This is a genomic window from Treponema sp. OMZ 838 (genome assembly GCF_000775995.1).
GTDB lineage: Bacteria > Spirochaetota > Spirochaetia > Treponematales > Treponemataceae > Treponema.
In genome coordinates, this window is the sequence record NZ_CP009227.1 from 2,460,143 (window position 1) to 2,476,166 (window position 16,024).

14 protein-coding genes are annotated in these 16,024 nt (G+C 42.9%); 9 read left to right on the top strand and 5 right to left on the bottom strand.

The window, feature by feature from the left end; all coding sequences use genetic code 11:
* Positions 1 to 6: 6 nt before the first annotated feature.
* The 5 genes from QI63_RS11105 to QI63_RS11125 all read right to left on the bottom strand — a co-directional run bounded on the left by QI63_RS11105 (position 7) and on the right by QI63_RS11125 (position 5,365).
* Positions 7 to 1,554 (bottom strand): AAA family ATPase, encoded by a 1,548-nt coding sequence (locus tag QI63_RS11105; RefSeq protein WP_044016420.1) that lies wholly within the window; start codon positions 1,552 to 1,554, stop codon positions 7 to 9.
* Between the two features lie 90 nt (positions 1,555 to 1,644).
* On the bottom strand, positions 1,645 to 2,007 hold the full coding sequence (locus tag QI63_RS11110) for a hypothetical protein (protein WP_044017359.1): 363 nt from the start codon (positions 2,005 to 2,007) through the stop codon (positions 1,645 to 1,647).
* 24 nt (positions 2,008 to 2,031) lie between these two features.
* A complete protein-coding gene (locus QI63_RS11115) occupies positions 2,032 to 2,244 on the bottom strand; it encodes a hypothetical protein (protein WP_044016422.1) in 213 nt (70 codons plus the stop codon).
* A gap of 264 nt (positions 2,245 to 2,508) precedes the next feature.
* Complete coding sequence (locus QI63_RS11120; protein ID WP_044016424.1) at positions 2,509 to 4,224, bottom strand: ABC transporter ATP-binding protein; 1,716 nt, start codon at positions 4,222 to 4,224, stop codon at positions 2,509 to 2,511.
* A gap of 127 nt (positions 4,225 to 4,351) precedes the next feature.
* Positions 4,352 to 5,365, bottom strand: coding sequence for a helix-turn-helix transcriptional regulator (locus QI63_RS11125; protein WP_044016426.1), 1,014 nt, complete (start codon positions 5,363 to 5,365; stop codon positions 4,352 to 4,354).
* A 309-nt stretch (positions 5,366 to 5,674) separates the two neighbouring features.
* Between QI63_RS11125 and QI63_RS11130 the strand changes: the two genes are divergently transcribed.
* The 9 genes from QI63_RS11130 to QI63_RS11170 all read left to right on the top strand — a co-directional run bounded on the left by QI63_RS11130 (position 5,675) and on the right by QI63_RS11170 (position 16,019).
* The gene (locus tag QI63_RS11130) at positions 5,675 to 6,277 is read left to right on the top strand and encodes an MptD family putative ECF transporter S component (RefSeq protein WP_044016429.1); all 603 of its coding nucleotides are present in this window, start codon (positions 5,675 to 5,677) and stop codon (positions 6,275 to 6,277) included.
* Entirely contained in the window at positions 6,277 to 7,017 is a 741-nt protein-coding gene (locus QI63_RS11135; RefSeq protein ID WP_052185551.1) for an energy-coupling factor transporter transmembrane component T, read from the top strand. The genes QI63_RS11130 and QI63_RS11135 overlap by 1 nt, the downstream gene beginning before the upstream one ends.
* 12 nt (positions 7,018 to 7,029) lie before the next feature.
* Positions 7,030 to 8,490, top strand: a complete 1,461-nt coding sequence (locus tag QI63_RS11140) for an ABC transporter ATP-binding protein (protein ID WP_044016431.1) — start codon at positions 7,030 to 7,032, stop codon at positions 8,488 to 8,490.
* Between the two features lie 216 nt (positions 8,491 to 8,706).
* Entirely contained in the window at positions 8,707 to 9,894 is a 1,188-nt protein-coding gene (locus tag QI63_RS11145; RefSeq protein ID WP_044016434.1) for a dicarboxylate/amino acid:cation symporter, read from the top strand.
* A gap of 3 nt (positions 9,895 to 9,897) precedes the next feature.
* Positions 9,898 to 11,193 (top strand): L-cysteine desulfidase family protein, encoded by a 1,296-nt coding sequence (locus QI63_RS11150; RefSeq protein WP_044016436.1) that lies wholly within the window; start codon positions 9,898 to 9,900, stop codon positions 11,191 to 11,193.
* Between the two features lie 134 nt (positions 11,194 to 11,327).
* Positions 11,328 to 12,731 carry a dihydropyrimidinase gene (gene hydA, locus QI63_RS11155; protein WP_044016439.1) on the top strand — a complete coding sequence of 468 codons (1,404 nt, stop codon included), beginning with the start codon at positions 11,328 to 11,330 and terminating at the stop codon, positions 12,729 to 12,731.
* A 31-nt stretch (positions 12,732 to 12,762) separates the two neighbouring features.
* Positions 12,763 to 13,842, top strand: coding sequence for an ArsR/SmtB family transcription factor (locus tag QI63_RS11160; protein ID WP_044016441.1), 1,080 nt, complete (start codon positions 12,763 to 12,765; stop codon positions 13,840 to 13,842).
* A gap of 115 nt (positions 13,843 to 13,957) precedes the next feature.
* Positions 13,958 to 14,974, top strand: a complete 1,017-nt coding sequence (locus tag QI63_RS11165; RefSeq protein WP_052185552.1) for an ABC transporter substrate-binding protein — start codon at positions 13,958 to 13,960, stop codon at positions 14,972 to 14,974.
* Between the two features lie 7 nt (positions 14,975 to 14,981).
* Positions 14,982 to 16,019, top strand: coding sequence for a FecCD family ABC transporter permease (locus tag QI63_RS11170; protein WP_044016442.1), 1,038 nt, complete (start codon positions 14,982 to 14,984; stop codon positions 16,017 to 16,019).
* Positions 16,020 to 16,024: the final 5 nt, after the last annotated feature.

The following is a 16,024-nucleotide window of genomic DNA, read 5'->3' on the forward strand; positions in this document are numbered from 1 at the left end:
TATCAGTTATGCATTGATACTAAATCCGATCATTTTTTGTACGCCGTTTTTTTCTTGCTGCATCTGTGCTAATTCAGTAATAATATATTCAGAAGTTATTTTTTCTTGCGGCATAAACCGTGCTTTTCCATAAAGTGCGTTAAAATCCCCCGGAGTAACGGTTTGCCATTGGTTGAGCTTTTCTATTTGATCAGCATTAAATGACACATTACGAAAATATTTCATCAACAAAGTTTTTATTCCGTTTGCAGAGAGGGCTTGAAACTTAACCATAATATGAAAGCGGCGCTGCAATGCAGGATCCATGATGCTGCGCATATTGGTAGTGCAAATCAATAAACCGTTAAAGGCTTCTATCTGCATTAAAAATTCATTGACCATTGTCCGCTCCCAAGTATTTTCTGCATTGAAACGGTTGGTAAAAAATGAATCAGCCTCATCAAATAATAGTATCGCATCCTGTCTTTCCGCTTCTTCAAAAGCCTCTTTAATATTCTGTTCACTTTCGCCGACATATTTTCCTAATATATCAGAGGCTTTTTTTAAAATAAGCTCTTTAGCCAAAGAATTTGCAATATATCGTGCAAATTCTGTTTTACCGGATCCGGGACTTCCATAGAGTAAAATATTTGACGGAAAGTTACTTTTTAGAAATTGTACTGCTAAGTTTGAGTACCCTTTTTTTATAGAGTAGCTATTGAGATTAAAGGCAGCGTTTGTTTTTTCTTCTTTTAATGTTCCGGAAAAAAACGCATCAAAATTTTTATTGTAAATACAATAAATACTTTCGTCTTCGATATACCCGCTATCTTGCATTAACCCGAATGAAATAAGCTTTTTATCATTCTCAAATAAGCTTCTTATTGCTTGTAAAGACGTATTAATACATTTTGCATATAGCGTTATTTTATTTTCTGTATCTTGGAATAATACATCTCCATAAAAATTATAGAGTTCATAGATTGTCTGTGTTCTATATGCTGCCGTAAGTAATACCGCTTCTTGGTGTGAAAGATGTAAGGTATCAAATAGAAATTCAACAGGAGTTATATCATTAAGTATCTTGGTTATCCGTGCTGAAACATTTATTTTCTGAGGAATGATATACGTATCATTGTTATTTATCTTGGTGGAAAAGAAAATAAGCGCGATAATTTTAGCAAGGTTTTCTTTCTGCATAAAAACACAACGGCAAAGATTTATCGTAAAAATGGAATCGGTCGTAAAATTATCGATGGCAGCAGCGATTTTCGTATCTTCTTTAAAATTTACATCCAATTTACTCCCGTATTCAAACGGATGATTGTAATTCTTTCCCGGCGTAAATACCGTTAGCTGTTTTTCCTTTATTCCTTTTTGAATAAATGCTTGCACAATTGTTTCAGCTTGTGTTTCTTTTTTTAGACGCACAATAAGTGCCTGTAATAACATCAGTAATGATTTATACTTATCCAGATGTTTGCTATTCGAACATAGATTATAAAGATATCCGGCTACAGCCATACATTCCGGCTTACTTTCATCATCGATAAATCTTATTATATCTGTCTGCATAGTTCCCCCGCTTTCCCTTCAGTAATTGTCCCAACGACTATACTAATAGCATAGTTAGTCTATCAGGCGGTGATAGAGGTGAAAATTTTTTTAACAACTGATAGTATTTGAATAGTGTTCATCTTTTTCATAAACGATATTATTGACGGGAAGCTCAAATTTTTTCTCAATAATTTTGGCATGTTTTATTAAAAACCAATCGCCATGATATACATAATATTTACCAAGTAATATATTATATGAGACTCTGCCTCTTGGTAATTTCCAATACTCATCTCTGTACCTTTTCGGTAAATAGTGCAAATAACCATTTTGTTTTAATTTCTCCCATACATTACTATGGTCTTCTTGAGATAGTAGCCATTCACCATATTTTTGTGCAAATGCAATGTCTGTTTTATCGACATAAAATAAATCAGATAAATCGGGAAGGAGCCAAAATATACCAACCATACTTAATACCAATAGCAGGGCATTTTAGTTGCCTGCTGATTCTCTCCTCTGTTCTAAATTATTTTTTTCGATAGCGTCTTTCAAGAAGTCCGTGAATGTTTTTTTATCATGTTGTTTTTGAAACCAATTCGTATTTTTTTCCGCTCTTTCGAACCGTTTGACCCCAAAAACAGGTTCTATATAATGAGGGCCGCAATTATTAAGCCACTGTTTGCCGCACCAAATAACTTTTTCCATCGGTGTTTCTCCTGAATTAAAATTGAACATACACTAGATTTTCACTAATTGTCCCAATGACTATACTAATAGCATAGTCAGTCTATCATGCGATGATAGGGGGGATAAAAATTTTTAAGCCGGTGTTGTATCTTGATTTTAATGCGGAAAATTGTGAAACAAGAGGTTCTAAATGTTGTGGATGTTGGATGTTTTTTCTAGTTACAAATATCTATAGACAATTTTTCACACACTTTTGCTAAAGCTCCATCATTTCTCTGTCTTTTAGCTCATGTTGGTTTGTGCGTTATAGAGGGCGGCATAGACACCGCCTTTTGCCAATAGCTCTGCATGTGTTCCTTGCTCGCAAATGCCTTCATCATCAACTACTACAATACGGTCTGCACTGCGGATTGTTGAGAGGCGGTGGGCTATAATCAGTGTTGTACGGCCCTGTGCGAGTTCTTCAAATGATTTTTGAATTTTTATTTCCGTTGCGGTATCAAGAGCTGAAGTTGCTTCATCCAGTATTAAAATCGGGGGATTTTTTAAAAAGGTTCGTGCAATCGCAACCCGCTGTTTTTGCCCGCCGGAAAGCTGTACCCCCCGCTCTCCGACAAGCGTATTATACCCGTCCGGCATCTGCATAATATCTTCATGAATTTCAGCCCGTTTTGCTGCATGTACTATATCCTGTTCAGAAGCGGCACTGTTTCCATAAGCAATATTTTCCTTAATGGTATCGGCAAATAAGAAAACCTCCTGTTGCACAATACCGATTTGCCGCCGTAAACTGTGCACGGTAATATCCTGTATATTCCGCCCATCGAGGGTAATACTTCCTGCGGATGGTTCATAAAAACGGGGCAGTAAATTACATAAACTACTTTTTCCTCCGCCGGACGGTCCTACAAAGGCAATGGTTTGCCCTGCCTGTATATCCAGCTCGATATTTTGTAATACCGTAACCCCATCTTGATACGAAAACGAAACATCATTATAGCGGATATTTCCATGTGCTGAAGTAATTTCTACCGCATTATCATGGTCTCTAATACTATCATCTGTTTCCATGAGTTCTTTAAAACGTTTAAAACCCGCCATACCATTGGCGTATAGTTCAATAAAAGCCGTAAGCCGGCGGATAGGCTGTAAAAATGCACCGGCAAAAAGCGTTACGGTAATAATGTCGGTAAGCGTCATCGTCTGCTGCATAATAAAAAAACCGCCTGCGGCAATAATCACCAAATGTAACATTGAAATAAGAAACTCTAAACGGCTAAAGAAAAATGCCATATTCCAATAAAAACGTTTTTTTGCCGTATAAAATGCCTGATTGTTTTTTTCAAACCGTTCTTGTTCATAGCCTTCATTGGTAAATATTTGTGTTACACGTATTCCGGAAAGAGCGGGTTCAATAGCGGTATTGATTGCAGCAGTTTCTTCTTTTACGCGGCGGGACGCTTTCATAATATGTACACGGCAGCGGACAGTGTGAAAAAATGCGATGGGTATAAAGAGCGTCAAAAGCAGTGCGAGCTCCCATCTGATAGAAGCCATAAGTGCCAGCGAGCCGATCAGCGTTAATACTGAAATAAAGAGGTCTTCCGGTCCGTGATGCGATAACTCGGTAATTTCGAACAAATCTGTGGTGATGCGGGACATCAGCTGTCCGGTTCTATTGGTATCAAAAAAATGAAACGACTGTTTTTCTATATGGCGAAAAAGATCCCGCCGCATATCCGCTTCAACTTTAACGCCGAAAAGATGCCCGAAATACGTTACAAAATACTGAGCAGCACTGCGGATAAGATATAATCCTATCATTATTACAATAAATGTATAAAAGGCAGCATAGTCAGCCTTGGGTAAAAAATGCTGTATGCTGTATCTACTTGCCATGGGGAAGATAATATCTACCGCTGCAATAAAAGCTGCACAGCACAGATCGGCAGTAAAGAGTTTCCAATGAGGTTTAAAATATGAAAAGAATAGACGCATACGGTGTATTCTAACAAGAGTTGGAAAAAATGTATAGAAAGTGCATGGGATTTAGAAAAATCCTCGAGATGTTCGACAACACACATATCGAAGAGGTCTAATACTTACCCAAAACCTATCAGCCCGGTCAATGCTCCTTGTGGACAGATGCCCGGTATTCCGCCGGCGATTGATGATACAGTTTTCGGAATGCACAAGAAAATTTACCGGCATTCGCATAGCCGAGATGTGCAGCAATGCTCCCGATTGACAATGCCGGTTTAGATAGTAACAAACACGCATGTTGCATCCGTGCTTTTAAAATATACTCACGGGGCGAAAGACCGTAAAGGAGCCGAAATGTCCGGCGGAATTTTGTATGCCCCATAGCTGCTATACTGCATAATTCTTCCGAGCATGGCGGGTTTAGAATGGAGCGTTCAATAGCAAGTCTGACTCGCTCCAATGCTTTGCGTTCAATGGGAGAAAGACAAGCCTTCGTTGGGTTTAAAGAAACATCTACTTGCTTTCTGTGCCGCTGAACATTTCCTGCAGCAACAGAGAGCAGTTCCCCCACCTTACTTTCATAGTAGAGGCTTGATGTTTCTCCTGAAAGAATCTTGTGCTTAATCTGAAGAAAAATACTGCCGATTTCCGGTGTGTTATAATTACATTCGCACCAAGAAAACAAGGCTGCATACTGTAAGCCGTCAGACGCATATCGGCTTTGCAGGAAAGGAAGAAAGTAATCTTCAAGAAGGAGTACCGATATATAGCGAATGGGAATACCTGCCCGATAGAGAACCCGTCCTTTGGAAGGGCGATTTAGATACAGATTTATTCCTTCTTGAATTACTGCAGTGCGCTTGCCATTTTGAATGAGCCTTACTTCCCCTGATTCCAAATAATACATTTTTATCATTTTATGTTCGATTTGGTATCGGCGTTCCATATCGTGATAGGGAGTCCAGTCGCTGACGGAAAGAAAGATGCCCTCAGCCGGCTGCACCTGATACATGATACCGTGTCCTGCCTTTGCCGGAGGATAGTAGGTATGAATAGTTCCGCATTTTTCATTCGTTTCATTAAAATGGTAGTCTGCCATATAAAAGGAGGCATCGCCCAATTTATGAAATGCCTGCTGTTGATTTTTCTCTGTCACAGATGAGATTCCTCACTTTCAGTAATGTCCCTAAACATCTTTTTTTATGTCCTTAAACGCCGCGTATATGGCAATACTAAAAATGATAAATTGATATATCACAATCATTTATCATATATACCAAAAGCTTGTAAGCTTATGAGGGCTGTTTGACAGTGCCTCACCGGATAACTATAGTAGCTCATACTCGTTAGCCGTGTCTAACTACTAAAACATAGCATATTTTAGTCATGATGCAAACGGGTACGATGGGAAAAGATGAAACATTATTTTTTCCAAATACAAATAGAGTGTGAGGAGGACTTCTCTATGGCAAATGAAATGAGCAAAAAAGGTCTTACAACACGAGACCTGATTACCACCGGAATTTTAGCAGCACTGTATGTTGTTTGTGCGTTTATCGGCGAGCTGATATTCGGATTTTTCCCCGTGTTGACGTTTCTGTGTCCTTTGTCGATTGCACTGCTTTGCGGACCGGTTTTTATGTTAATTATTGCTAAAGTTCCAAAGCATGGACCTATCTTCATTACCGGCATTTTAGTAGGCGGTGTTTTGTTCGTAACGGGAATGTATTGGCTGATGTGCTTAGCGTATATCATTTTAGGAGTAGTAGCCGAATTGGTGGCTGGCTCTACAAATTTTAAAAGCAAGACCAGAAATTTATTTGCGTATATGATTTTTGTTATCAGTCCTATTTTTTCCTATGCAATGCTGTGGATCAATCGTGATGAGTATGTAAACTACCTCGTGAAAAATGGAACGGAACAGGCATATATGGATACGATGATTGCCAACGCGCATCTATGGGTACTGCCTGCTATGATTGCCGGCAATTTGATCTGTTCATGTATCAGCGGAAAATTTGGACAGCACTTACTCAGAAAACATTTTGAAAAAGCCGGGTTGGTGTAATGACTGCACCGTTTTCGGCGGATATTTTTTGTAAAACACAGCACTTGGATCCCCGAACAAAGTTTTATATGCTGCTCGTCGGTACCGTAGACCTCTTTCTTGCACCGACAGTATATTATGAGGTTGCACTGGTAGCACTCATTACGATAGTCGGATTGAGCTGCGGAGAAAAACGGTTTACTTTGAAAATGACCGGAATATACACATCCCTTATAATCTTATATCATATAGGAATTTATGGGATGACCGGCTGGCTGCAAATCGCCATTGTAACATTTACCTTTTATATTCGGAAGATATTTTCTTGCGCGATGATGGGCGGCATATTAGTTGGAACCACGCAGGTTAATGAATTTATGGCAGCGATGCATCGTATTCACGTCCCTAAGTCTGTCATCATTCCTATGACGGTGATGATTCGATATATCCCGATGGTTCAGGAAGACTGGGGCTTTATTCACGACGCAATGAAAATGAGGGATGTCGCACCTACCGTGAAAAGTTTGTTGACTCATCCTATTCGTACTGTTGAATGTATTTATGTTCCGATGATGATGTCCGCCCTCAAGGTGGCAGACGAACTTTCCGCAGCCTCTATTACTCGAGGGCTGGAAAATCCAAAGCAGAGAAGCTGTATGGCGGATATTCGTTTTACGTGGAAAGATTGTGTGTGTGCTTTTGCGTTTACCGTTTTTTTTGTGATTTCTATCCTATTTATGATAGGCAGGAATCTCGCATAGGATGATTACAGCATGATAGAGATGGAAAAGGTATCTTTCAGTTACCATAGCTCCGCACAAAACGCGAATATATCTCACATTGACTTAACAATTCAAGCTGGAGAATGTGTATTGCTGTGCGGCCGGAGCGGATGCGGAAAAACAACCTTGATTAGATTAATCAATGGTCTTATTCCCTCGTTCTATTCCGGAGAATTATCCGGTTCAGTATTGATTAACGGAAAGGCTGTTAAGGAAACTCCTCTGTATCAACTTGCGGAACAGGTAGGCTCTGTATTTCAAAATCCCCGTTCACAGTTTTTTAATATAGACACAGACAGCGAAATGGTATTCGGTATGGAAAATCTCGCTTGGACGAGAGAAAAGATGACAGAGCGGTTGAGTAAAACAATTCGTGATTTGCAAATCGAAACACTGAGCGGAAGACGGGTTGCAGCGTTATCGGGCGGAGAGAAGCAAAAAGTTGCATTCGCTTCTATCTATGCTCTTTCGCCTGATATTTATTTATTGGATGAACCTTCTTCCAATTTGGATACGGCAGCCATCGAAAGTCTGCGAAAAATAGTGGTATTATTAAAAAAGCAAGGAAAGACTATTATGATAGCTGAACATCGGATCCATTATCTTAAAGATATTGCAGACCGCATTCTCTATATGGAGCATGGAACGATCCGGCAATCCTTGACATCGGAACAAGTGTGTAACATTTCAGAAGCTGATCGGTGTACTATGGGATTAAGAACGATGGACTTATCGCACATTTGTATTCCCGATAGAACACGGAACTACGAAAAAACCATATTAGCAATTCAGAATCTTGCTCTTGCACATCATGATCATACAGTACTAGCCGGGGTTAGCCTTTGTGCCGCACCGGGAGAAATCATCGGGATTATCGGTCATAATGGTGCAGGAAAGTCGACATTTTCCCGTGCATTGTGCGGCTTACACAAAGAGACGGCTGGGACGGTTACGTGGAATGGCAAGATACTGAGTGCAAAAGAGCGTTTGCAGCATTGTTATATGGTGATGCAGGAAGTGGGCTATCAACTTTTTGCGGATACTGTGGAAAAGGAGTGCTGTTTCGGCATACAATCTCCGGATTATGAAGCTGCAAAACAGGCGATGGAACAGCTTGGTATTTGGGAGTACCGGAATGTACATCCCAGCACGCTTTCCGGCGGACAAAAGCAGCGTACAGCAGTCGCGGTAAGCATGGTATGCCGGAGAGACATTTTACTTTTTGATGAACCCACTAGCGGGTTGGATTATGACAGCATGGTCAATGTTTCCCGCCTCTTTCAAACCCTCTCTGCTATGGGCAAAGTGCTTTTTGTCGTAACACATGATTATGAATTTTTGATTTCCGCTTGTACCCGTATTTTACACTTGGGGAACGGCGGCATTGTGGGGGATTATGCCATGTCTCCGCAGAACGAAGAAAAACTTAGAGCTTTCTTTTGCTCATCATAGAGCGGTGTATTCGTATCATATCCTAAAAATTGGAAGTATATTTCTATTGCAGAACCGCCAAGGACAGCGGTGATTCCACACAGCTGCGATATTTATCATTTATAATTTGACAAATGGAAAAAAGCAGGTATATAATATTTTCTGTTGTGAATTGACCTGCTTCATGTTAATTGACGGGCAATCACTGTTGTAATTGTAGAGAGGAGGTCTACTATTATGGAAAAACAAAGCGGTAGAAAATTGGGACTGTTACCGCAGCTTGCTTTGGGGATTCTTGCCGGTGTGCTGCTCGGGTTGTTTGTACCCGCTCCGGTGATGGGGATTATTGCGACAATTAAAAAGTTACTCGGTTCGCTGATCTTTTTTGCCGTTCCGCTCGTTATCTTCGGCTTTATTGCTCCGGCTATTTGCGATTTAAAAGCAAATGCGGGGAAAATGCTCGGTGCATTTTTGCTGATGTCATATCTATCTGCGGTCGGCGCATCCTTGTTTTCGACTGTAGCCGGATATATTCTTATTCCGTTCCTGCATATTCCGTCACAGGCTGCCGAATTGGTGGCAGTACCGACGACGGCATTCTCCCTGAATATTCAGCCGATTATGCCGGTTATGACCGCACTGGTATTGGCTATCTTAGCCGGTATTTCGGTTATTTGGACAAAGGCTGCTACGGTTGAAAAACTCTTAAAAGAGATTCAGGCAATGGTACTTGAAATTGTCAACCGCGTTATCGTACCGGTACTGCCGTTCTTTATTGCGACAACCTTTGCCGAGCTTGCATACAGCGGCAGCTTAACCCGCCAGCTCCCCGTATTCTTGAAAGTGATTATTATCGTACTGATCGGTCATTTTATCTGGATGACATTGCTGTACCTCATCGGCGGTGCGGTTTCAAAGCAGAATCCGCTTGAAGTGGTAAAGCACTACGGCCCTGCGTATGCAACCGCTGTCGGTACGATGTCGAGCGCCGCGACATTGCCGGTTGCCTTACGCTGCGCGCATAAGTCCAGCGTTCTGCCTGCCGATATCGTTGACTTCGCTATCCCGCTGGGAGCGACAACTCATTTGTGCGGTTCCGTTCTTACCGAAACATTCTTTGCAATGACGATATCTCAGATGTTGTACGGATCGGTTCCCTCAATCGGAACAATGGTTTTGTTCTCATTCCTGTTCGGTGTATTCGCTGTCGGAGCGCCCGGCGTACCCGGCGGAACGGTTATGGCTTCGCTCGGTATCGTCATCAGCATACTCGGATTTAACGAAATCGGCACCGGCTTATTGATCGCTATCTTCGCCTTGCAGGACAGCTTCGGTACAGCCTGCAATGTAACCGGAGACGGAGCGCTTGCGCTTATTCTGCGCGGTGTGTTCTATAAACCGGATGGGACGTTAAAACAGGCGTAAGGTATGGAACTCACGGACTTCGACTGTAATCAATTTATCGCGATCCTTCAAGAAGAGTTGGTTCCTGCGCTCGGCTGTACCGAACCGATTGCCATAGCGTATGCGGGCGCTCATGCCCGCACTTTACTCGGTAAGATTCCCGACCGTGTGTGTATCAAAAGCAGCGGTAACATTATTAAAAATGTAAAGAGTGTTACCGTCCCTAATTCGGGCAATATGAAGGGAATTCCGGCGGCGGCGGCAATCGGTATTATCGGCGGCAATCCCGATAAGGGGCTTGAGGTGCTTGCCGACATAACCGAAGCCGATATCGCTCGCACCAAGGAATTTTTGGAAAAAATTCCTTGTAAGGTTTCCTTGTTGGATACGGTGGCTTCTCTGCATTTTATTGTAGAAGTTTTTGCCGGCGCCGACAGCGCATCGGTTGAGATTATCCATCAGCATACGAATATCGTGCGTACAACCAAAAACGGAAAAGACGTGTTATCCGTTCCGTTTGATCCTACAAGTGCAAATGCCGCGTTGACCGACCGGTCGGGATTGTCGGTAAAAAAGATCCTTGAGTTTGCCGATACGATAGACCTTGACCGCGTCCGCCCGATACTGGAGCGGCAGATCGATTATAATACCCGCATCGCGCAGGAAGGATTGGAGCACCGCTACGGAATTAACGCGGGCGCGAATCTCCTAAAGGCTGCTGAAGCGGAACGGGCTGTTACCGTAAAAATCCGTGCGCAGGCCGCCGCTGCCGCAGGTTCCGATGCCCGCATGAGCGGCTGTACCTTGCCGGTCGTTACCAATTCGGGCAGCGGCAATCAGGGATTGACGGCATCGCTACCGGTTATCGTGTTTGCCGAAGAAAAAAAGCTCCCGCATGATAAGCTGTTGCGCGGGCTGTTGGTCAGCAACTTGATTGCGATTCATCAAAAGACGCGGATCGGACGGCTTTCCGCCTATTGCGGGGCTGTCAGCGCTGCGTGCGGAAGCGGCGCTGCCGTTACCTATCTTTCAGGTGGAAGCTATGAACAGGTATGCGAGACGATTACCAATACCCTTGCGGTTGTGTCGGGAATTGTCTGCGACGGCGCTAAACCTTCGTGCGCTTCGAAGATTGCCTCATCGGTTGATGCGGCGCTGAATGCGCATTATCTTGCAATGCAGAACCGAGTGTTTGAACCCGGTGAAGGTATTGTAAAAGGCGACATAGAAAAGACCATCGCCGGTGTAGGCTCGGTCGCTGCAGACGGCATGAGGGAAACCGATAAGGTGATTTTACGCATTATGGTGGACGACGATTAAAAATTAAATACAAAAATGCCGATTGGGTCATCATAAGTCTGATCGGTATTTTTTGTATATGAAAAGTTGTATAGAGATAACTCTAAAAATCTAACAGGGCTTTTAGAGCTGTCCATAGATAAGGAGGAGAAATTGTGAAAAAGACATTGATAACGGGCGGTACGCTCGTAACTGAAAACGATACGTTTAAGGCTGACATTGCGATAACCGGCAGCAAGATAACCGGAATCGGACATTTTAATCCCGTCGATTTTGATGCCGTGTATGAAGTTCCCGGCTGTTATGTCATGCCGGGGCTGATCGATGCGCATACGCATCTTGAGTTGCAGCAGTCTCCGCAATACCGCGCCGTCGATGACTTTTACACCGGTACCGTTGCGGCAGCTTGCGGCGGTACAACCTCCGTTATCGACCATATCGCTTTCGGTCCCGCCGGATGTAATCTGCATTATTCCATAGACCGATACCATGAGCTTGCAAAAAAGGCAGTTATCGACTACGGCTTTCACGGTGTTATTCAGCATGTGGATGATGCAATTTTGCGGGAGCTATCCGGCATCATTAAAAATGAAGGGATTACGAGCTTTAAGGCTTATACGACTTACGGATTTAAAATTGACGATACGGGCTTTTATCGCTTGTTGCAAACCGTGAAAGAAGCAGGCGGTATTTTAACCGTGCACTCGGAAAACGATTCGCTTATCAACTATCTCCGGTCAAAATTCGTAAAAGAAAAGAAAATGCTGCCTATCTATCATGCGCGCAGTCGGCCTAACGAAACGGAAGCTGAGGCTGTTTCCCGCCTTATCCATTTTTCGGAAATGGTGGAGGATGCGCCGCTGTATATTGTACACCTTTCTACAGGAGAGGCGCTTATCAGCGTTGTAGAGGGACGGCAGCACGTTAACCGGTTGTTTGTAGAAACTTGCACGCAGTATCTGACGCTTTCGGAAGAAAAGTATGGAAATGAGAACGGCAGTCCCGATGATCCTGAAAATATCGAAGGGCTGAAATATATGATGGCGCCGCCCTTGCGCAGAAAGCAAGATATAGAAGCGCTTTGGATCGGGCTTGCAAACGGCGATATCCAAGTCGTTGCAACCGATCATTGTCCCTTCTTATTAAAAGAAAAGATGGACACCAAGGGCGATTTTACCAAGGGGCCGGGCGGCGCTCCCGGGATTGAAGAGCGGGTGCGGATTATTTTCTCCGAAGGTGTACAAAAAAAGCGGATTTCGTTGGAGCGCTTCGTGCAGGTGATGGCCGCAAATCCTGCCCGCATCTTCGGTATGTATCCTCAAAAAGGATGTCTTTTGCCCGGCGCCGATGCCGACATTACGATTATCAATCCAAATGCGGAAGAAGTGCTGACAAAGAAAAACCTGAAAAGCGCCTGCGATTACTGCACGTATGAAGGGATGAAGGTGCAGTGTGCAATCGATTCCGTATTCAGCCGCGGGGAATTAATCGTAAAGCATAACGAATTTTTAGGCAAAAAGGGCAGGGGACAATTCATCTTTAGAAAACCGCCGTTTTAAATGCAGCCGCTAGTTTTTTAGAGGTTCCCATATGCACATACGATTTTCGGAAAACGGCAGCAGGCTATACGATTTTTTTAACCTTTTTGCGCATAAGGAGCATATACTTAACCGGCGCGAAGAAGAAAAAGGATATGACGATGTATGTTACACGCTCTTCTTATCGCTTTTGAATAAGGCAAAGGATATGCTTGAGCAATTTGAAGCATATTACTATCCCGGATGCGCCTTGTTCGGAAATTTTATACCGTATTTGTATTACACCGACTATCAAAAGGAAGAAGAGCTGCTAAGCGATCTTGCCGCTTGCGATAGCGGCAAATTGCAGGCAATGATACTTTCCTCGCTTTTGTATAACTTAAAAGGCATTTCAATCGAAAAAGCGGAAGATGTAATTCCATATCTGGACGATATACGCCGAAACGGTATGTTTACGTTCTTGCATGGATTATCCATGACCGATAACGCAAAGTGGAGGATCCTTTGCGCATGGAATGACCCTGAAAGTACACGGGATTCCTATATTGCATTGATGAAAGCATTTCTGCCTCTGTTTTTAGAAGAATACGCTTTATACCGCGAGGAAGTGAAGGCGTACGGACTTGACCTGCAAAAAAGGCTCGTAAAACACGGATATACCGTTATCTCCGATATGTGGAAAGGCATCTATGACGAGTGGGATAATACTGAGAAATACCTGTCAAATGCTTCGTATCTTTTTATTTCTATTGGAGCTGCTCCCCTCATGAGTACGGGTCGTGATGAAGGCGATAAAACCAAAAGGACATATGTGCAAGGCTTTCATTTGGAACAAGGTTTACAAAAACTCAGACAAACGATAATTAATAATCGTGAACGGCTGGTATTCTTTTTTAAAAATTTAGGAGACGCTACGCGGTTTCAGATATTGGAACTGATCGGAAAAGGATTAGGCACAAATAAAGAACTTGCAGAAGCCCTATCGCTGACAACGGCCACCGTATCCTATCATTTAAATTACTTATTCAATGCAAATATGATTTTAAGAACGGATAAAGACGGTAAATCCGTGTTGGCCGTAAACAAACGAAGCATCAAGAAGACATTAGATGTGTTTCTAGTAAAATTGTAAAAATTGCTAATTTTAACATATATCCATCTAATAATTATTGATTTTTTTTACCGCTCGCTGTATACTGCGTCAGTTAGTACATACTAACAAATACTATATCATAGGGGTAGAAAAAATGAAAGATATAATGAAGCTTTTGGCCTTGACTGTAGCTGTTTCCTGTATGCTTTCGTGTCAGAATAAAAAGGATTCAAATCAGGCAAAAAAAACTGATGAACAGACATCGGTACAAACGGCAGCGTATGAGCCCGTAACGATTGAAACCTTTAAAAACACCTTTACCTTTACCAAGGTGCCTGAAAGAGTTGTCTCGTTAAGTTTTAGTGAAACGCAGCTTTTGGTAGCGCTCGGTTTAGCGGACAAGATTGTCGGCATCGCGACGGCGGAAACAGGAGTTGCCGACTGTTTACCTGAATATCAGGAAACATTACGCAAGCTCAAGGTTATTTCGGATAGTAAACCTACTTTTGAAGTGCTGCTGGAAAGTAATCCTGATTTTGTTGTCGGTACGGTGTACAGCTTTACGCAATACGGCGTAGCACCGGCAGAAGATTTTGTAAAAAACGATATTCCCTATTATGCGCTTAGAGGTACCTACGTAGAAAATTCAGGGATTGAGGACACCTATAAAGATATTGAAAACCTCGGTAAGATATTTAAGGTAGAAGAAAGAGCTGCTACATTGGTTAAACGTTTAAAGGAGCGGGAAGCGCAATATGCAGCTCATGCACCGAAAGAAAAGTCATGCAAGGTGTTTGTTTATAATAGCGGGGATGAAAAACAAGCGGTTACCATCGGCAAAAACTGTCTTGATGAAAAAATTGTCAGTATGGCAGGAGGTCAAAACATCTTTAATGATATTGCGAAACGGTATGGCAGGGTGAGCTGGGAAGAAATTGCAGTGCGGAATCCTGAGTTAATCGTTATCTACGATTATAATGACGGAAATACAGCCGGGACTCTCGAAGAAAAGATCGCGGAACTCAAAAACAATCCTGGACTCTCCGATGTGGAGGCAATTAAACATAATAATTTTACATCAGTAAAATTGATAGAAGTATTTCCGGGGCTTCAAATATTCGATGCGATAGAAAAAATACAAACCGCTATTGAAGGCATTACAGCGCATTAGGCTTCATATGCAAAAATATGATATCGATACAAAAAAGACAGCCGTACTATGTACGCTTCTAACGGCTGCGATTATCGTATCCGTACCGCTGACATCGTTTTTAGGCTCGGCACAGCTCGGTATCGCTGACGTATTACAGGTATATGCGAGCAAGATAAGGCCTGATGCTCCCGTTTCAATCCCCAAAGCCTTTATCAACATTGTATGGGAACTGCGGCTACCGCGTGCTTTGCTCGGTATCTGCGTCGGCGGGGGGCTTGCCGTGTGCGGCGCGGTGATGCAGGCGCTTACTGCCAATGTGATGGCGGAGCCGTATACCTTAGGCGTTGCCTCTGGCGCTTCGTTTATGGCCGCTTTAAGCATTGCAACAATGGGAAACATTGCCGGAATATCGGGTATAACGCCTTCCATCGGTGCTTTTATCGGCGCCTTTGCCGCTATGATGCTGGTATACGGGATTGCAACGGATACCTATGGAGCCTCAAACGCACGGCTTATTCTGACCGGCATCGGCATATCGATGATCTGCGCCGCTTTTACCCAGCTGGTTATCACATTCGTAGGCAATGAATATAAGATAAAGAGCATTGTGTATTGGTCTATGGGGAGTTTGGCAGGAGCACGATGGGATGTGCTCGCGTTACCGGTCATTGCGCTTACTGTAGGAGGGGCGCTTCTTTTTTTACATGCCGAACAGATTAACCTTTTGGCAATGGGAAAAGATACGGCTACCATACTCGGAACAAATGTCGGTGCTTTGCAAAAAAAGCTTATTCTGATTATCTCCGCCATTACCGGCGTTATGGTTGCCTCGGCAGGTACCATAGGCTTTATCGGGCTCATCATACCGCATATTGTTAGGTTTTTTATCGGTGCCGATAACAGAAAAACGCTACCGGTTATTCTACTGACAGGCAGTCTATTTACGATGTGGATGGATGCGGTTGCAAGAACCGTATTGGCGCCGCGCGAACTGCCGATCGGTGTACTAACCTCGCTGCTCGGCGGGCCGTTTTTCTTATTCTTGCTGAAAAAGCATCGGTAATTGAC